At 38.3% G+C, this 19,373-nt stretch carries 16 protein-coding genes and 1 pseudogene; 4 read left to right on the top strand and 13 right to left on the bottom strand.

The features are described 5' to 3' along the window. Positions 1–475 precede the first annotated feature (475 nt). The 13 genes and pseudogenes from HMPREF0848_RS01885 to HMPREF0848_RS01825 all read right to left on the bottom strand — a co-directional run bounded on the left by HMPREF0848_RS01885 (position 476) and on the right by HMPREF0848_RS01825 (position 16,308). Complete coding sequence (locus tag HMPREF0848_RS01885; RefSeq protein ID WP_008534251.1) at positions 476–697, bottom strand: transposase; 222 nt, start codon at positions 695–697, stop codon at positions 476–478. Between the two features lie 26 nt (positions 698–723). Next, positions 724–1,659 (bottom strand): Rpn family recombination-promoting nuclease/putative transposase, encoded by a 936-nt coding sequence (locus tag HMPREF0848_RS01880; RefSeq protein ID WP_008534250.1) that lies wholly within the window; start codon positions 1,657–1,659, stop codon positions 724–726. Positions 1,660–1,736: 77 nt separating this feature from the next. Further along, the gene (locus HMPREF0848_RS01875) at positions 1,737–3,341 is read right to left on the bottom strand and encodes a type I restriction-modification system subunit M (RefSeq protein ID WP_008534249.1); all 1,605 of its coding nucleotides are present in this window, start codon (positions 3,339–3,341) and stop codon (positions 1,737–1,739) included. A 42-nt stretch (positions 3,342–3,383) separates the two neighbouring features. Beyond that, a complete protein-coding gene (locus HMPREF0848_RS01870) occupies positions 3,384–4,136 on the bottom strand; it encodes a hypothetical protein (RefSeq protein ID WP_008534248.1) in 753 nt (250 codons plus the stop codon). 175 nt (positions 4,137–4,311) lie between these two features. Continuing rightward, positions 4,312–5,508: pseudogene (locus HMPREF0848_RS01865) on the bottom strand (haloacid dehalogenase-like hydrolase). Between the two features lie 16 nt (positions 5,509–5,524). Next, on the bottom strand, positions 5,525–6,709 hold the full coding sequence (locus HMPREF0848_RS01860) for a restriction endonuclease subunit S (protein ID WP_008534246.1): 1,185 nt from the start codon (positions 6,707–6,709) through the stop codon (positions 5,525–5,527). Then, complete coding sequence (locus HMPREF0848_RS01855; RefSeq protein WP_232203274.1) at positions 6,672–9,347, bottom strand: DUF4062 domain-containing protein; 2,676 nt, start codon at positions 9,345–9,347, stop codon at positions 6,672–6,674. The genes HMPREF0848_RS01860 and HMPREF0848_RS01855 overlap by 38 nt, the downstream gene beginning before the upstream one ends. A gap of 83 nt (positions 9,348–9,430) precedes the next feature. Next, positions 9,431–10,285, bottom strand: a complete 855-nt coding sequence (locus HMPREF0848_RS01850) for a macro domain-containing protein (RefSeq protein ID WP_156780982.1) — start codon at positions 10,283–10,285, stop codon at positions 9,431–9,433. A 21-nt stretch (positions 10,286–10,306) separates the two neighbouring features. Continuing rightward, positions 10,307–13,297, bottom strand: coding sequence for a type I restriction endonuclease subunit R (locus HMPREF0848_RS01845; RefSeq protein ID WP_008534241.1), 2,991 nt, complete (start codon positions 13,295–13,297; stop codon positions 10,307–10,309). 162 nt (positions 13,298–13,459) lie between these two features. Further along, a complete protein-coding gene (locus tag HMPREF0848_RS01840) occupies positions 13,460–13,762 on the bottom strand; it encodes a helix-turn-helix domain-containing protein (protein ID WP_002887679.1) in 303 nt (100 codons plus the stop codon). 1 nt (position 13,763) lies between these two features. After that, a complete protein-coding gene (locus HMPREF0848_RS01835; protein ID WP_232203286.1) occupies positions 13,764–14,060 on the bottom strand; it encodes a type II toxin-antitoxin system RelE/ParE family toxin in 297 nt (98 codons plus the stop codon). Between the two features lie 295 nt (positions 14,061–14,355). Further along, entirely contained in the window at positions 14,356–15,120 is a 765-nt protein-coding gene (locus tag HMPREF0848_RS01830; protein WP_037608782.1) for an SDR family NAD(P)-dependent oxidoreductase, read from the bottom strand. Between the two features lie 30 nt (positions 15,121–15,150). Then, positions 15,151–16,308 (bottom strand): Mbeg1-like protein, encoded by a 1,158-nt coding sequence (locus tag HMPREF0848_RS01825; protein WP_008534236.1) that lies wholly within the window; start codon positions 16,306–16,308, stop codon positions 15,151–15,153. A gap of 109 nt (positions 16,309–16,417) precedes the next feature. On the opposite strand from HMPREF0848_RS01825, the gene HMPREF0848_RS01820 reads away from it, so the two are divergent. From HMPREF0848_RS01820 to HMPREF0848_RS01805, 4 genes are all read left to right on the top strand, one after another. After that, the gene (locus HMPREF0848_RS01820) at positions 16,418–17,044 is read left to right on the top strand and encodes a Pr6Pr family membrane protein (RefSeq protein ID WP_008534235.1); all 627 of its coding nucleotides are present in this window, start codon (positions 16,418–16,420) and stop codon (positions 17,042–17,044) included. A 214-nt stretch (positions 17,045–17,258) separates the two neighbouring features. Further along, positions 17,259–17,648: a hypothetical protein gene (locus HMPREF0848_RS01815; protein ID WP_008534234.1), complete on the top strand. Its 390-nt coding sequence runs from the start codon at positions 17,259–17,261 to the stop codon at positions 17,646–17,648. 192 nt (positions 17,649–17,840) lie between these two features. Then, positions 17,841–18,785 carry a glycoside hydrolase family 25 protein gene (locus HMPREF0848_RS01810; protein ID WP_008534233.1) on the top strand — a complete coding sequence of 315 codons (945 nt, stop codon included), beginning with the start codon at positions 17,841–17,843 and terminating at the stop codon, positions 18,783–18,785. A gap of 113 nt (positions 18,786–18,898) precedes the next feature. After that, complete coding sequence (locus HMPREF0848_RS01805) at positions 18,899–19,372, top strand: aminoacyl-tRNA deacylase (protein WP_004183920.1); 474 nt, start codon at positions 18,899–18,901, stop codon at positions 19,370–19,372. Position 19,373 lies beyond the last annotated feature (1 nt).

Below are 19,373 nucleotides of genomic sequence, written 5' to 3'. Positions count from 1 at the left end.
GTTGGAAGAGAAAATAGAGATTTCATCATATTCGATTGTTGATAATGCTGTTGTTTATCTTCGTGAAAACAAACCAAAGAAAATTATAAGGGATGAAAAAGTAAAAGAAAAGGCTAGGAAAGCCATTTTAACAAGGCCTTAACAACATTGTCATATTAGAAAGTTCAGTCATTCACCTATAAATGACAGTCTAAAAATGTCGCACAAAATGATGATTTCTGCCACATGTCAGACAGGAAAAATTAGCATGTCCAAAAAAGCCTTATCTGGTAAGAACTGTCAAACTAAATTTTGAAAATACCTGAAATCTATTTTCTCAGATTCCTGTCAAACGTTTGACAGTCTTTTTTAATTTTACGCTTCAAAGTATTATTTTCCGAATGTTTTAGTATTACAAATGTTAAATACCAAAAAATAAAAAAAGAGACAAAAACTGCCTCTGACTTTCAAAAAAATGTTTATTCCTAACTGATTCTTACGATAACAAGGCCTCTAGCTCTTCACTCGATAAACCTGTCACATCTGACACAACTTTTAACGGTAGACCTCTTGAGAGCATCTTACGAATCAGTTCTAATCGTCCCTCATGACGGCCTCGTTCTATCCCTTGTTCCAAGCCTTCTTCACGTGCTTCATCAATAGCTGTTTCCATGGTCATGTCATAGTTTTCTTGAATACGTATGCGTTCATCAATCATCGCCTTTTCCTCCTATCGGTTGGCTCTTACGATAACAATGCCTCTAGTTCTTCAAGCGATAAACCTGTCACATCTGACACAACTTCTAGTGATAGACCTTTTGAGAGCATCTTGCGAACCAACTCTAGACGCTCCTCATAACGACCTTGTTCCAAGCCTTGTTTAAGTCCACGCTCTATTCCTTTCTCTATCCCTCGCTCCAAGCCTTCTTCACGCGCTTCATCAATAGCTGTTTCCATAGTCATATCATAATTTTCTTGAATTCGTATGCGTTCATCAATCATCGCCTTTTCCTCCTGTGTCCAGCTGGATGAATCCAGTAATGAATCTGCATGCGTGACCGCTCGGCTAGGTTCCTTGGAAAATGGAAGATTCCCAAAGAACTCTAGCCACTGCCGCCCTTCATCCGTAATATGCTTACCTTTATTATACTTATCCAACTCTAAAAAGGCAATCTGAAGAATGTTCTGACGTTTTCCATCCTTATAGTAAGAATTCAAAGGCTTGCCCGTCCGACTATTGGCCATCCAATAAATATTAATCGGGGACTCCTCATCTGTCAACAAGGTCTTCTCCAGGATAGCTATACCATAAACAGGCTCCATCTGCTCATACATCTTGTGTGTCTGCCCTTGTTGGCGTAATTGTTGCACATTTTCCACCAGCTGGTTAGCCAAATAATAATGAAAACGATTGAGAAAATAATGCTGTTTACGCACCTGAATCTCAATAATGACCTCAGTTCCATCATTCAACTTAGCCCGAACATCCACCGAGGTTGAAAAGAGCTCATCCTCGTCAAAGTCCTTTTTATGAAGCTGTGTCCCCTCCAAAATCTGAGCATCCACAACATCCAAATCCAAAATATCTCGAATAAAAGCGACCGTCACCTCAGGCAGGCTAAAAATCTTCTTAGCCATAATATCCAAGGTCGGTGAGACATGCTTGTGTCTTTTTTCCATTTACCTCTCCTTAAGAAAAAATAGAGGGCTGCCCCTCTACTTCTATCTATTCGGAAAAAGCAAATGAAAGATGGCAACTACCCCTTAAATGCTTCCACAAAAGCCTTGAGTTCTTCGTCCGCTTCTGGTGTGGTTCCATGAAGCTGACCAAGCATATCAAGAAGGGATGCTGTCTGACTTTCGATCGTCGCATTAGTCTGATTAATCTTAGCCACAATCTCGGTCAAGGGCTCCACTTCTTCTTCCTCAAAGGTATCCACATAGCGAGGAATATTAAGGTTGTAGTCATTTTCCACAATCTCTTCAAAGCTAGCCAGATGGGCGAACTTGTCCATATCCTCACGGCTCTTATAGGCATTGAGAATCTTTTCAATATGGGCATCCGTCATGATGTTCTGATTTTTCCCCTTATCAAACTCCTTAGAGGCATCGATAAAGTAAACATCACGATTGGTGCGGTTCTTTTTGAGAATGATAACCGTCGTCGGAATACTGGTGTTAAAGAAAATATTAGCAGGCAGACCGATAACCGTATCAATGGCACCCTCTTCTAACAAAGCCTTACGAATGGTCCCTTCAGCATTACCACGGAAGAGCACCCCATGAGGTAGGACGATGGCCATGACACCATTATCTTGTTTCAAGTGATAGTAACCATGCAAGAGGAAGGCAAAATCAGCCTTAGACTTAGGTGCTAGTTTCCCAAATGGTGAGAATCGAGGATCATCCATGAAACCTGAGCTGGCAGACCACTTGGCTGAATAAGGTGGGTTCATGAGAACACCGTCAAAGTTAGTCGGCTCTTGGGTTGGCCAATCCTCATCCAAGGTATCTGCGTTGTGTAAAAACTGGTTTTCAATCGGCACACCATGCAGAATCATGTTCATACGTGCCAGGTTATAAGTTGAGGTGTTCAACTCTTGACCAAAGTAAACCACTGTCTGTGGCTGGCGTGAATAGCGTTTGGCATTAAGCAAGAGCGAGCCTGACCCCATAGTCGCATCGTAGATGGTAAAGCCTTGCTTGTCTTCACGACCTAAAAAGGCAATCTGAGTCATGAGCTTGGCAACAGGTTGCGGTGTATAGAACTCACCAGCTTTCTTACCTGAATCCGTCGCAAACTGACCGATCAAGTACTCGTAAGCATCCCCCAACATATCACCTGCATGACCTGCCACATCTAGGACAGCCAACTCTTTCATCACAGCCGCAACCGTCTGGTTTTGCTTTTGAGGAGTCGCCCCAAGTTTCTTAGAGTAGAGGTCGATGTCTTCAAAAAGGTTTTCATAGAGCTCGTCGCTCTGCTCAATATCGCGGAAGCCCTGAGCCAAGTCCTCTAACTGAAAGCTTCCATCGTTCACTCGCTCCACTAAAGCCGTAAAGGTCAAGTTAGGATGAATAGCATAGCTCATCTCATCTGTGATGACTGCCAAGAGGTCCTCGTGAGTCTCCTCATCCTCGTAGTATTTACGATAGACCGCCAGTGCCTCTTCCAAGCTTTCTGTCTCCTCCTCCATGGTTTCTGCCACGAAAAAGAGCATCTTATCCGACAAATACTTGTAAAAGACCATACCCAAGAGATATGACTTATAGTCGTTGGCATCCATCTTAGAGCGGAGCACATCCGCTGAGTTCCATAGGGCTTGATAAAGCGACTGGGAGGTTTGTGTTGTTTCTGACATAATGTTTCTTTCTTTGTATTTTTGAATGTTATCCTATTAGTTCTAATAGCCAATCACGACTGTTTCCACTTCTTTGATGACTTGATCTGAAATCTCAGAAATAGGAAGTTGGTAAATGGTGTTTCGACGTGGGTTGAAAATGCCTAGATTTTCAATGGTTTGAAACTCTGGATGAATTGAACGCCTCCCCATGAAATAGTAAATCAGTAGCTGCAAGGTATGGTCCTTATTGGGCTTTCCTGTGGTGACTTTAAAGTCCCAAAGGGTATCTTTGGTTAGAAAATCACCATCACCAGTTGTTATGGCAGCCGTATAAGCCCCCTCCATGGTAAAACCATCCGCAGTCACAGGACCAAAGACCTTGAAGAAGCTCAAACTACGCTCAACCATGATACGAATATTAGCAATGGTAGCCTGATCTGGAACAATACTCTCCACTGGACGATAAGTCAGAGGACCAGCACGAAAGGCACTATCAAAACCTGCCAACTGACAAGCCTTAGTAATTGACAAATCATCTAGCCCCTTAATATCATCCAGAAGACCAAAAGCCTTAGCCTCCATCCTCATGGTCCTAGCACCAAGCAAGGAAATCTCAAAAGCCTCCTCAACAGCTGTCCCATCCATGAAACGACTGAGATAGTCCACAGCAGTCCCAACCAAACTAGCCGCAATAGACTCCTCAGGATTAAGAACCTGACCGTCATCAAGCGTCGTCACTGTAAAAGCCTTAACAGGCAGATAACCTCCACGAGGCTGTTTAATCTGTTTGATACGTTGTGTTACTGATACCATGTTTGTCTCCTACTTTTGCTTAAATTTCGTATCTTTCGTCTACTATCACTGTAAAACTAAAACTTTCGTTACACTTCAGTCAAGTAAATAGACAATCCTTTTTTACATTTTAGATGAACATCGCTTGCAAAAGTTCTTCTTCATAAATTAAGTCATTAGCGTATCATTACAGAGGTTACGATTCAAATTTTTGTTGAATTTTTTCTATTTTTTCTCTAGTTGAACCTTCATTAATACTACCAAGTTTTTCAATCAGATACTGGTAAAACTTTTTAATATCTTGATCATTTAAAATATGCCATACCTGTGTATTTTCCAGTGCAATTTCTAAAAGATCTTCTATTTCTTCTGGTTTCCAACTAGTGTATTTTGATAAATTTTCAATAATAGCATGAGTACTCTTAAAACTACCACTACTTTCTAATGAGTTGATTAAATCTAATTTCTCTTGCTCTTCTTTTGGTTTAGCTTGTTCAATAGCTTCTTTTTGATTATTGTACTTTTTCTCATAGAGTTTTTCATTGTATACAGTTTTATCAATAATCAGTTTTACTAGTTCGTCAAGTTCACTCCCCTCTGAATAATCTGCAGGAGCAAAATAAGAAATACGCTTATCTCTCATCATTTTATAGACCTTATTCTTTGCTTTTAATTCATCTTTTTCATCTGGATTAAAAACTCCGACAGAATAACCACCTTGAGAATTCACCAATTTCATACAAGGAATATCTGTGTCGCTGTCACCCAGATAAATCATATTTCGAAATGGAACTCTGATTTCGTCAGGTGCGAATGAATCATTAACCGCTTCATCATTCACGTCAAGGACACCCTTTGAGATACGAAAAAGAAACTGTGTCTTATTAGTATAATTCACTACTTGAGCAGGCCAAACAGCAACTCCATCATCATCAAAATAGAAAGAAGTTGCGTACAGTTCTTTAAACTCTTTTGCAATTGAAGTTCCTTCTATCATCTCTTTTAAACCTGAAGATATAATATAATGCTCGACAATGATTCCTTTATCGGCCCCGTAGTCTCTTATACGTTTAAACCAATCCTCTACTCCTGGAAAAAGTGCAACCTGAGATCCATACTCAGCTAACTTCTCTTTTGTAAAAACAATCTGACCACGTGCTTTTTTCTTCATGGTATACATATAAGCAAGGTTTTTATCCATATTATTTGCTGTAGCACGACCATTTGACTCCTTCCAGAAATCACCAATCATGTCGCTGCCTTATGGTTGTACTGTTTGGATATATCCTTGAGCCTGCATATCATCTGGAGAAAGTGTCTTATCAAAATCATAGCAAAGTGCTATAACCGGTCTATCTGTTTTCTTTTCACGTTTAAAAGTTGTGTCTGGCATATTTAGCCCCTTTCAGTTAAATAAACATATCCTGCAAGAGTTTGTTTTTGAGTGTTTCAAGTTGAGAAATTTTTTCTTGGTAAGAATTAATGAGGTTATCAAGGTTTGAGAAATAGGCACCGATGGCTTGTTGTTCTTCGAGTGAAGGAGGAATTGGGATTCGAATATTTGCGAAGTTTTCATAAAAAAGATATTCCCTCACACTCCCCTCCGTATTCCTTCTAACTTCTTTGTTGAACTCAGGTGATTTTATGAACAGTAGCGCGTAGTTGTTATTTATAGACTTATCTAACGAAAAAATAACATATAGAGAACTTACAATCACTGTTTCATCTAAATCATTAAATGCAATGGATCCGACATTTATACGAGCTGGATTATATGCGAACTCGTTTGGTTCAACTATCTTATATGAAGTTTTTTCAAGATTTTCTAAACGACTTCCTTCGAATTGTTCCGATTGAGGAATCAACCCACTCTGGTTGCTAACAGAATATGCTGGATAATCATACCCTTTGCTGTTTGATTTCCCTCTTTTAGTACTTATACTCTTAAATTTCTTTATTTCCCACTCACCTTCAAATCTATCCAAACGCATCTCGGGAATGGTCTGTCCAGCTTTGGGAAACATCTTGGCGAGCATGGTAGCCTTGAGGGATTGGTAGTTTGCGAGATTGTCCTTGTAGCTAGCAAGAAGGTCGTCTAGGTTACGGAAAAGGGAGCCAATGGCAGTTTGTTCGTTTATTTCTGGATGATACACTTTGTAGTTCCCAAGTTGAGGAGCTGTTAGTTGAGGAACACCCGTAGACTCATTTAAAATTCTCATTGAATTAATCTGATTTTCAAGATAATCAACATCAATATTTTCCGATTGAAGAGTCAGAAGTCTAACAATTGGAGTAAAATTTTCATGTCTTGCTACTGCATATCCGACATCTCCACGTCCTGTAACAGTCACTGCAGGGGCTTTCACTTTATAATCGTCATAAAATCCAACTATTCCTCTGTTTGTCAAAGAATTTGCAACAACGGGATATTGCCCAGTTTCTTTCAACTTTATTTTATCTACATCACCACCGGCAGATATTTTGACTATATCTGCAATTCTATTTTCTACCCAAACAACATCAAATCCCTTAAATCTAATTCTAGGAACTTTAAAACTATTCATTGGAATTTTCCATTCTATATTCATTTGCATACTTAATTACTAAATAATGATTATCTAATTTTGCCTTCTCTATAATATATTCTTTATAATCACCATTTGAAATAATTTTATCTATATTTTTTACAATAACTAGCTTGATATCGGAGTTAGAACAATCCATCATATTTGATAGTTGATTTAATATAATCTGTTTAACTATCTCAAATTTAGTTAGTTTAATCAACAAATCAGTTGCATTCATCTTAATATTTCTAGAATAATGTTTGGTCATGTTTAAACAAAAATAAGTACAAAACATAATAAATTCATTATTCGTAGAAAATTTATCAAATTCGAAAATTATTTGTAGGAATGACATTAGCCTCTTAATTTCAAATATATTTTCATCAGATAGCTTGAGTATATCGTTAATAACTAGATTATAGTTTCCATCACAAATACTTTTCAATACATTCAGTTGAATAGACAAAATAATTGGATTTTCATCAGTTAAATCGCTATGTACTAGCAATGTATTTCCATTTGATTGAAATACATCGATTAGTTTCTCCCAATTATATCTATGAGGCTGAGAATAATAAATGAGAAATAAAAGATTAAAAGCAGAAAATTTATCTTTTAAAAATTGATTATCAGAAATAATAGTTTCTCTACAAACATCAACTAATTTATTAAAGAGAGTTTTAGATAAAATTACATTGTCTATCTTAATAATATTAAATATAGTTTGAAAATTATTTACTCCATAAAATTCAAAGATTCCGTCCTTACCTTGTGTTTTGTTATAAGTAATTATATCGTCAATAAAACCGCTAATATATTTTTCAGGAGAAGCATCATGTTCTAATTCAAATTTAACTTTTTCTTCTAATGCGGAATTACTTTCTCTAATATTATTTAATAATTCAGTATTATCAATGCTAGAACTCTTTAGAAATCGAATAACAGCATCTCCATAATTCCCATGTATATTTTCTTTATCGCCATTTTTAAAATAATCAACAACTTTTTCCTGAATCTTATCAGGTAGACCACTAAAGTCAATGAGAGATAGTAGAGAAAACGAACTATCATAAAAACGAATCAAATTTTTTTCAAAGATTGTATCTAGAATAACAATAATATCCAAATAGTTAGATCTATTGACTATTTTTTTTAAAGCCTCAAATATTGGCTTTTCTAAATTCAATTCACTATTATCTTGATTCAACCATTTTATAACTTCACCTTTGAATTCAATAAGACTTGAGTTTAATTTAAATTCATCAAAGTAATCAGAAAAATATCGCAGTAAATAACATAAGGAGCGTAGCCGATTATTTTGAAATTCGATATTACGGATCATTTTTAAAGCAAATTCAATCTCTTCTGGTCCAATAACTCCTATTATTGATTCAGATTTTAGTATATAACTTGCCAATTCTTTATCAGAAGTTGTTATAGCTAATCCAAATAATTCTATCTTAAACTCATAATCATCATACATTCCTACAAGTGTTCTTAATAATACTTTCATCAAAATTTTGACGCGTTTTAAATGAGTAATGGAACCATAGCTAAGAGATATCATAAATGACTCCGATATCCATTGAAATACTCCAACATTACATAGATTATAATTTCTTACAGATTCTAAATAAATATTATCGACATGAAATTTATTAATCTTCTCGAAAAACAAAGTTTCTTTTCTATCTAACAACGGAAAATAAATTGGCTCTTTTGAGTTGTCTATATATTCTTGTCCACTATTTTTTCTCAACCGATAATTTTTGTACTCTCCTTTTTCATTTTGAATATTTCTTAAATCTATTGCTAAATTATTAACTAACCATATCGGAATACCACTATTATCAGCTGATTTCTTTATAGTTTCAGATAAAATGGATATTGCATCATCTAGATTACCCTTAAAGTATAACTTTAAAGCAATGAATCTTTGAGTTAAAAAGTCTTTTAATTCCTCTTCAGCTTTTGAAATAAAATACTCCTCTAGAAAGTCAAAATTAATATCCTTGGATTTATTTTTACTAAGAATAAGCTGGAAAAACTTTATTATCTCCTGCTCAATGTTTGATAATTTATTTTCATCTTGTGATAAGTTCAACTGAAACATTTTGAAAAGGTATTCACATAACACTTTTGATTCTTTTGAAATATCAAGAATTGTTGAAGAATACTTATCTGTATTTATATCAGAGATTTTATAATCAACAGCATCACTATTTCTATAACGATAATAATAAATAATATCTCCAGTAATTGATTCAATTACTGTTTTCGGAATCTGATCGAACGTAGATATGTCTGAATACTTTTCTTTGGAATCTAGATCTTCCTGCAACTGAGTCCTATCACTAGAATTTTCAGTACAAAAGAAATATAAACACTTTTTATTATACTTTTTTGCAGTGTCAATTTCCTTTAAAACTGAGGGACTGATTCCATCTTCATTATCAATGATAAACAAGCATACGTCACAAGTTTTTACATGATTTATATAAAACTCCTCCGATTTAACACTACGACTTCCCTCTTCTTCATAACATATTGAATTCATTAAAGGTGAATCATTAATGAGTTTAGAGAGTCTTTTACGCATATCTCTATACTTCCCATCACATTTAGAACTTATAAAAACTTTAATCGGGGCTTTTACTTTTTCCATCATTTCCTCACTATTAAATATAGTAAACAATTTTATTTAGATTATTGAATATTCTATTGAAGCAAAGTGCTAATTTCTATTTATTATTGTTGAATAGTAATCTTAGACTGATCCTCCTTTCGAATCATTATTACGACATTAGAGTTGAGTTTATTTTTATGAAGTTCAAAAAATTGAATCATAAATTTCAACAATTGATTCGAATCATAATTCAACTTTGACAATCCGCTTCCAATTAACGGCATATAAATTGGACTACCATTTGAATTCTTCCATATATTTTCAACTATTTGATTTAACACAATAAGATAATCTAGATCCTTAGTTATGGCAGTTTTATTTTTCTCAATTTTTGAAAATGCGATAAAATGAAATCTTACTGTACCAATTACAACAAGTGCTACACTCCCAACAGGATATCTCTTAGATTTTCCTTTTGATTTCCCACCAATACTGACATCATTTCCAATATTCTTAGCCTTTATATTTTGTTCTTTCAAACTTTCTTCAATATTACGATTTAGTTCCTCCTTTGAAATCAAATCATTCTGAAATAGATATTGCATTATCTGCCCATGTACAGAATTAGAAGAAATAACCAAATCATCAATTATCGTATCATAACACCGATTAACAGGAACAACGATATTAACATTACCTAAACCAATAGAATCTAGAATGTTACCATATTTTCCTATGACAGTATAACCATTATTCTTAAAATAATTGACCTTCCTTTGATATTTTGTATGTAAAAATGCATAAATAACTGATATTCCCAAAATTAAAATGATTGTACCAATTATTTTAATTACCATCATAATAATATTCTTATCTTTGAAAAGTTCACTAAAATTTATAAATGTTGCTAACAAAGATAACATGGTTAATATACCAGTAAATACATTTTTTGATAATTTAAATATTGGTTTATACATATGATTCAATTTCCATTCTCTCTACCTCCCCACTCTTAGCGGCTCAATCACTTCTTCAATGAGTTTGGTGTAGGCTTCTTTGATGTGTTTTTTGTAGCTGAGCGGGTTGAGGGCATCAGCTGTTTCTGCTTTGTAGTCTTTGTAGCGTTGGCTCTTAGTGAGCTGGCTTTCTCCAGATTGCTTTTTAGCACCCTTACGATAGTGTTGAACGTAGTAACGAAGTTCATCGAGTCCGACATACCATTCTCTGGCAAAGCATTTGAGATGGTCGTCGATGATGGCTTCAATCATAGTGTCTAAGACGCCAGTAATAGACTGTCCTTGGTAATCTTTAGGATTGGCTTGGACTTCTTTCCACAGATTTCGGATGATTTCGGCTAGTTTAGGATTGGTGCGTTCCAGACTCTGGATATAGTTATCAACCGTTTCGATATCCTTGTCACTAAGAGCCTGTGGACTATCCTCTTCCTGCTGAATCATACTTTGAATCAGGGTCAGGATGTAAGCATAGTTAATCTCGTCAACTTGGACGGATTCCAGTTCGTAGTGGATATCAAAGAGATTATCATCACCATCGTCTTCAGCTCGGCTTTTGAGCTCTGCTAGGATATTTTGATAGATTCCGAGATAGGTTTCAAGCTTTTCATCTGATAGGCCTGTCTCTGCATAGATAGCTACTTCATCGTATTCGCTATATACACGGATAGATGCCAGATACTTGTCAAAGGTTTGGTAAGCCTTGGCAATGCGACGAAGTTGTGGGCTAGTGGCCTGCTCTATCGTGATGATATAGTTTTCCACATCTTCCACTTTTACTTGAAAGTCTATCCAGGCTTGGATAAAGTTGGCTTTTTCTTCTTCCCAATCTGGGGCAGTAACGTCATTTTCATCACCGTTTGAGTAGAGCTTAAGGGCATTATCCACAGCCTCTTTAAAGGCCTCTGGTCTTTGGAAGGTAATGATATGGCCATAACGCTTTTTACTGTCAAAGATGCGGTTGGTGCGACTAAAGGCTTGAATCAAATCCTGTGGACGCATGGGCTTACGATCGATGAAGAGAGTGGATAGACATGGGGCATCAAAACCTGTCAAAAGACGGTCAACCACGATAACCAAATCCAACTGCTCATTGCGAGGAATGTATTTGTCTAACTTTCTGGCTAAACGATTATTGATATCCGTGTTAAAGCCACGCAAATCAGCCATAGTAAAATGGGTACCGAACTCCTGATTGTAATCGTCCATGACCTGCTTCATGTGTTCTTGGTAGCCGATAGATTCTTCTTCATTTTCCGACACGGAGTAAGTGACTGTCACCTTTGGAAAGTCAAGCAGCACGCGCTTAGCTCGCTCTGACACTTTGACACGTTCCTGTCCTGCCTTGATACTCTTAAGCAGATTGTAATAAGCCTGAGCTTGTGGAATGGACTTAACCGTTAAGATAGCCTCGTAGGTCTTGCCCACACCATTTGGGAAGCCCAACTGTTGATAACTTTTGTTTAGGATAGCATCCAAGACTTCTAGCATGTGTTCTTTATCTTCATAGACAGAGTCAGGAAGATCTTTTTCAGGAATCGGCGAAATAATGGTATTCCGATAGTCCACCTTGAATCCCAGAACTGCCCCGTCATGGATGGCTTCTTTGACCGTATACTCGTGTAGGCGTTCGCCATATTGTTGGTGGGTGGTTTGTGCCAAATCGCCTAATTGCTTGCGTTTATTTTCCTTGAAAATCGGTGTACCAGTAAAGCCATACCAGAGCGAATTGTGGAAAAATCCTTTGATATCTTTTTGAGTCTGAGGCGTAACCGCTCGGTGACATTCATCCACAACAAAAGCTACACGGAGGTCCTTGATTTTTTCCGAATCCTTTTGGTATTTACCTTCTCCAAACTTGCGCATCATGGTTGTGATTTTCTGGATAGTCGTCACAATCACACGCTTATCATTTCCTGCCAAACGCTTAACCAAGTCATGGGTATTGTCCGTTTCGTCGATATCAATAACATCGTTAGCGGCGTAGGAAAGAAAGGACGACGTCGTCTGCTGGTCAAGGTCCCTACGGTCCACGACGAAAATTGTCTTTTGAATGGCTGGAATCTGCAAGAGGTTGCGAGCCACCTTGTAGGAGGTCAGGGTCTTACCAGAACCCGTAGTATGCCAGATATAGCCTGATTCCTGACGACGAGAGGCATCTTGAACAGACTCGATGGCATGGATTTGATAAGAACGTAAGAGGATGAGGGCTTTCTTACTATCATCAATAACGGAGTACTGCATCACCATCTGATGAGCACGTGGAATAGACAGGACTTCGTGGGCAAAGTCCATGAGACTGGTCATGGGTTTATTATCTTTGTCCACCCAAGATGTTAAAAATTGTTTATTAAGCTTATCCTCTCGTGCAGCTGCAATATAACGTGTATCAACCTTATTAGTCACAACAAACATCTGAAGGGCAGAATAGATGCCACGTAACTTTCCTTCACGGTCATACTTTTTGATTTGATGAAAGGCATCCAAAAAGGCCACACGAGGACTCTTGAGCTCGATATGGATAAGAGGAAGTCCGTTAATCATCAGCGTCGTATCTAAACGACGGTCCTGATCTTGTGGATAAGCCTTGTCACGTTCCACCTGATTGACCACTTCGTAACTGGATTTTCCAGCAGCAATATTATCACGCCAGATGACAGAAAGTCGGATAGTCCCAAGGCTAGCATCTTCACGCTGTACCTCGACTTTGGCAATACCATTTTCACCAGCCAGCCACTTAGCAGCTTCATAATAGTTAATGAAGTTAAGCTGGTTCTTGATTTGGCGCTTCTCCTGATCGGTCAAGGGATGGTCAGCAAGTAGGGCAACGTTATTTTGCGCTAACTTGTCAAAAAAGTTGTCCCATAATTGACCTTCATTTTTTAAGTCTGGGCGATAGGTCCACTGGCTCTCACCAGAGGTTAATTGCTCGATTAATTGACGTTCTATCTCAAGTTCTGGAGTAACTGCTGGCATGACTTATCCTTTCAACATTGTCATAATCCCTTACATTATAGCATTTTCACGGTTTCTTTCATAGTTTTGGGAAAATTCAAACAAAAAACACGGGAAGTCCGTGTTAATCGTTTTAGAATAGTAAATCATAATTGTTATGAAGATACATTATCTTCCCTAAACTTACTTCACATGTGAATCAAGTGGGACCACTGCCAATGTCTTACCTAGACTAGCCAGTATTTTAAGAACCGTATCTAACTGAGGTGCCGTTTTCCCTGTCTCCATACGTGCGATAACAGGTTGTTTGACACCACTCAATTCTTCAAGTTTCTTTTGGGAGATACCTTGTTTTTTACGAGCATCAATAATCTCAAGCATCAGTGCGACACGGAGTTCACTTGCTGCGATTTCTTCTTTAGTGAAAATAGTTTTCTGTAAATCATCCCAACTACTTCCAATTGCTGGATTCTTTTCTAGGGTCATCTTACAATCCTCGCTTTCTAACGTCATCTAAAGCTTTTTGAGCCTTCGTCAGCTCACGCCTTGGAGTCTTTTGTGTCTTTTTCACAAAATGATGAAGCAAAATAAAACCATCATCTAGCCATGCTGCAAATAAAATTCTATCTCTTAAGGGCCTTAGTTCCCAAATATCTCCTTCTAAATGTTTAATGAATGGCTCACCAATCATGGTCCCTCTATTTTTTAACAGAGTCAGGTAGTCTTGAATTTTATGCAATTTGATTCGAGAATCTTTACTTGAATTCATGGCTAATGTTTCAATCTACTCTCTTACAGGTTCATGTCCATTTCTATCTTTATAAAAATGAATAGGGTACATATCAATTTCTCTTTCTTTATTATAACTTATAAGTACTTATTTGTAAATACTTATAAGTTATTGTTTTTTAAATATCTCTATTCAAATTTATTATTCGTAAAAGTTAAAGAAGATGTTAAAAAGCCACTTAGAGTGGCTCAGAATGTATATTATTTATGATCTAGACATGGCAAGAATACGAGTAAGCGACCAAATTTTGTAGCCCTTTCCATCTGTGAATTGGCTTATCGGAAACCTTTTACTCCCCCCTATGAATCGTAAACCCTGTGGCTTGTTGGTTAGCCATGATGGTCATGTCTGAAATCTGGACACGTCGTGGTTGCTTGGTGACATAGAGGACTGCCTCCGCAATATCTTGGGCTTGGAGGGCTTCCAAACCTTGATAGACCTTGGCTGCCTTGTCCTTATCACCGTGAAAGCGAACTTGAGAAAAGTCGGTCTCAACGATACCTGGCTGAATGGTTGTTACCTTGATATCAGTAGCAATGGTGTCAATACGCAAACCATCGCTGAAAGTTTTAACTGCAGCCTTGGTTGCTGAATAAACGGCTGCGCCTGCATAAGCATAGATGCCCGCTGTAGAGCCCATATTGATGATATGGCCCTCATTGGCAGCAACCATGCTTGGTAGAATCTGACGTGTCACCATCATCAAGCCCTTGACATTGGTGTCGAGCATGGTCAGCAGGTCCCACTCTTCATAGTCTTGGTAGGCTGTTAGACCTAATGCCAGACCTGCATTATTGACTAAGACATGGACTTGCCCCACACTTTTGAGAATGGCTTGGCAAACATCTTTGACCATATCCATATCAGTGACATCCAGTGCAAAGGTCCAAACTTTTTGATTGGGATAGGTCGCTTCAAATTCTGCTTTTAGAGCTTCTAAGCGCTCTACACGGCGCCCTGTCAAGATCAGGTTAGCCCCCTCTTTGGCAAAGGCACGTGCCGTAGCTTCGCCAATGCCTGAGGTTGCTCCTGTAATTAGTACATTTTTAGGCATCATATTCTCCATTTCTATCACCCTATGCCTCTAATCGTGATTCCTTAACTCGCTTAACTTCTTAATGAAATCAGGAAGTTCTAGTTTGGGCAGGCTAGTTTTTTTATTTCCTGACTTCCAAAATATCCAGAGTAACTGGTTGAAACCGTCTTGCAAGACCTTCTTTTGTTTGTCCGAGAGATTGCCAAATTCTTGCAGCATCTGACCTATCTGTGGCAAGGCTTGGATGCCAATATCATCTAGGCTTTCAATACCTGAATCAAGGATGGTATCAAAAACCAAATCGCAAACTTGCTTGAGTTCTTGATTAGGCAAGGTCTCAATCCACTCTTGGAAGGTTTCTTCCAAACGCTGACTCAACTCTGTTGGCTGGTCCTCATAAACAAAATCATTTGCCGCTAAATCAACCTCCCAAGTCAAGGCGTTATGTTGCGCAAATCCAATGCCTCCTGCTGCGACTAGCTGGGCAGGCCTATCCCAATAGAGCATAACCCCCACGACAGAATCTTGAGGTCTAATAACTATCATCTTGGCTTTTAACTCTTGGTAAGAAGGCTTCTCTAAGAGGGACTTCATCAAGCCTGGTGAATCCAGGAGCAAGAGCTCTGCGATTTTCTCACGCAAAGCAGTCGAACTTTGAACAGCCGAATAAAGAGCAAGATTGCCACCCTTGGAGTGACCAGAAACAGTGGTACGTCCACTGAGATTCGGTAAGTGGTCCTCCAGAAAAGTCATGGCTGAGCGATGGGCAGGAATTTCTCGACTATAGGTCAGCTGGAAATCCTCCTTCCATCCAATGACACTATCATCCGTCCCACGAAAGACAAGCTGATGGTAGTCCAATTCAGGCAGACTGAAAATCATCGCCGCAAACTGTTTTTCCACCTCCTTGTCCAAGACACTACGGTAGTTACTGAGACTCAGACTGGCAAAACGCCTAGACCTGACCATAGCCTCTGCGAGTTCCACCCGCTCTTTGGTCACCATAAAGGAATAATCTGGATTTAACTCCTTGCCCTCAGCAAAGTCATGTAAATTGATGGGTTTCTTTAAGTCACTGGCTGTGAGCCATTTTTCATAGGTCAGGTAGCCTATTTCGTTGATACAAACCTTATCCAAGATATTCAGAGGTTCTTGGTCAAATGTTAGATTCTCAACCTTTTCAAGATAATCGATGAGATGGGCCATAATTACTCCTTAAAGTCTTTCTTACTTTGATTTTACTAGAATTTTCACTAAATTGTTAGTGAAAAATGTGATATGATAAGAGAGATTATTTATTAGGAAAAGGAAACTTATGACTATTTCTCGTTTTTACCGTATCTTACTAGCCCTTTGTGGTCTGGTTGGGGTCTCTATTCAAATCCATGATGATGGTTGGGGCATGCTGCTCTACTACACTGTTTTGTCCAATATCCTGGTTTTCTCTAGTTTGATTTTCTTTATCATCTACGATTTCAACAAAGGGGATGCAACGACCAACATCAAACTCTTACGTTACAAGGGTGGTGTCACTATGGCCATCTTAATCACAGGTGTTATTTATCATTTTCTATTGGCCCCTAGTACCAAGCCGGAAGACTTTTGGACGGTTCGTAACCTTTTGGTCCACTACATCGTTCCCTGGGGATTGGTGCTTGATACCCTCGTTTTTGATGCCCGAAAGGCTTACCGTTTGCGTGAGCCCCTTTACTGGTCTTTAGCACCTTTGGCCTACTTTGCCTTTGCCCTTCTCAATGGATTAGTCTTAAAATTGCCTATTCCACACGCTAAAAATAGTCCCTTCGCCTACTTTTTTATCAATGTCAACAAGTTGGGCTGGAACAAGGTTTTGCTTAATGTCCTACTCATTAGTGCTGGCTACATTGCTGTGGGCTACCTCATCTATTTCTTAAAACGATTTATCGGACGCAAAGCCGACTGATAGACAAAGGCCATTTCTCTTAGCAAATCTCAGAATTGAAATTCAAAACGCTTGAAGTCATTGATTTCAAGCGTTTTTAGTACGATAAAAAGTCACTTTGGGCGTTCAATAGTGTAAGCCTATTCTTCCCACAAAAACACATGAAAGCTATAGACCTAGTGCTTCAAAAGGTCAAAACATTGCCTTTTGTCATGAAAGAGGCTATCATGACAGTATGAACGATTTAACAACACTACTGAACTACTTGCCCTATAAACTAGCCGCCTACGATGCTAAAGGAAACTTTCTCTATGACAATGGTGGCGCTGACGGTAGTTTCTTCCCCCGTGAGGCTGAAAATCTGCCTGATTGGATCATGTCTGAAGTTCTAGCTTCTCCCACCAAAACCATTAGTTACCCCATTCCGACAGATAGTTTTGAGCAAATCCTCATCCAGACTTATCAAGCTTCAACAGACCAAGAAGGACAGGTCTTAGGATTTTGGGAGACGATTTTTGATTTGAAGCAACCTCTCCAGACCTATCTGGATAGCTCTGCTCAAGCGCTAGTAGCCTGGTCAGATGCTACTAGTGGCGCCAGTTTTAAGGAAGAAGCTGACAAATAAGGCTAAAATTCCGTCTTAAATAAATGAAATATTCACTTAATTCACAACTAAATCCCTAGGGATACCTTCATCAAATCAGTGTGAACTAGCGTTACTAAAGCTTTTTAAAAATCAGTTACTTTAATATAACTCACATAATTTATAAGCCGACTATTTTGCATTTTTACGCTATTTAAGGTAGAATGGAAAGTAATGAGAAAAAGAATAAAACCGATCGTTGTTTACGTGGTTCTAGCTCTTTTAGGATTAGCATTAGTTATTGCAAACATTCACAATACGTCCAAACAGCAGGCGCATCTCGAGAACGTGAAATCGGCTATTCCTTCTGCTACAGCGCCCAAAACAACAACCAGTCCATCTAGTAGCTCTAATGAGAAGCTCGTGCTTAATCCCATTATTGACCTTTCGGGTTGGCAACTACCTCAGGATATCGACTACGATGTCTTGTCAAATCATATTTCTGGTGCTATTATCCGCGTCTTCGGTGGATCACAGATTAGCAAGGATAGCAATGCCGCCAGCTCAAATGGGGTTGACAAATCTTTTAAAACACATATCAAAGAACTCAAAAAACGTGACGTTCCAGTCGCCGTCTATTCCTACGCACAAGGTACTTCTGTAAAGGAGATGAAGGAAGAAGCTCGTATTTTCTACAAAAATGCTTCTCCATACAAACCTACCTATTACTGGATTGACGTTGAAGAGGAAACCATGTCTAACATGGATGAAGGTGTCCAGGCCTTTCGAGCCGAACTCAAACGTCTTGGAGCTGAAAATGTTGGTCTTTACATTGGTGCTTATTTCATGCTTGAGCAAGAAGTTTCCACTAAAAACTTTGATGCCGTGTGGATTCCAGCCTACGGTACCGACTCAGGCTACTATGAGGCCCTGCCAAATACTGAGATTGACTATGACCTTCACCAGTACACGTCTCAAGGAAGCCTTCCTGGTTTCGACAATATCCTAGATCTTAACCAAATCAATCCTGATAAAAACAAACGTAAAACCTTTGAGAAACTCTTTGGTAAGATTAAGAAAAAATCAACTAAAAACAAGACCACTAAATCGTCAAGTTCAACTAGCTCAGCTACTGTAACCAGCTCATCTAGCTCCTCAAGGATGTCTAGTAGTCAGTAGAAATCAGTGTCTCGGACACTGATTTTTTTCTTTTCAAAATTGGCTTAGGCGTGTCAAGTCGAATGTGTTATAATGAATGATAGAAATGCACAATTTTAGAAGGAGATATAATAATGGCAAAGAAAAGCAAAGTCAAGAAGACCTTGGTTGACCAAATTCTTGATAAGGCTAAAATTGACCATGACAGCTTAGCCTTCAATGGGTTAGAAGGTGAGCTTCCAGAGGATGTGGCACGTGAGAGCATCTATAAAACTCTCGCCCTCAACGGTGATAAGACGGGACCCGTCATTGGTATCGTTCCCATCACTGAACATCTATCTGAAAAAAAACTGGCTAAGATTTCAGGGAACAAGAAAGTTCATATGATTCCACAAAAGGATCTCCAAAAAACGACGGGTTATGTACATGGAGCTAACAATCCTGTGGGCATTCGTCAAAAACACAATTTTCCTATCTACATTGATCAATCGGCACGAGAAGCTGGTTTTCTCATTGTTTCAGCAGGAGAAATTGGGCGTTCTATCCGTATCAATAGCCAGGCCCTTGCTGATTTTGTCAAAGCTGAATTCGCTGATATTAAGGAGTAAT

The organism is Streptococcus sp. C150, assembly GCF_000187445.1.
GTDB classification, from domain to species: Bacteria; Bacillota; Bacilli; order Lactobacillales; family Streptococcaceae; genus Streptococcus; species Streptococcus raffinosi.
Note: the sequence above shows the minus strand (reverse complement) of the source record. Positions and strands in the feature narration are given on the sequence as shown.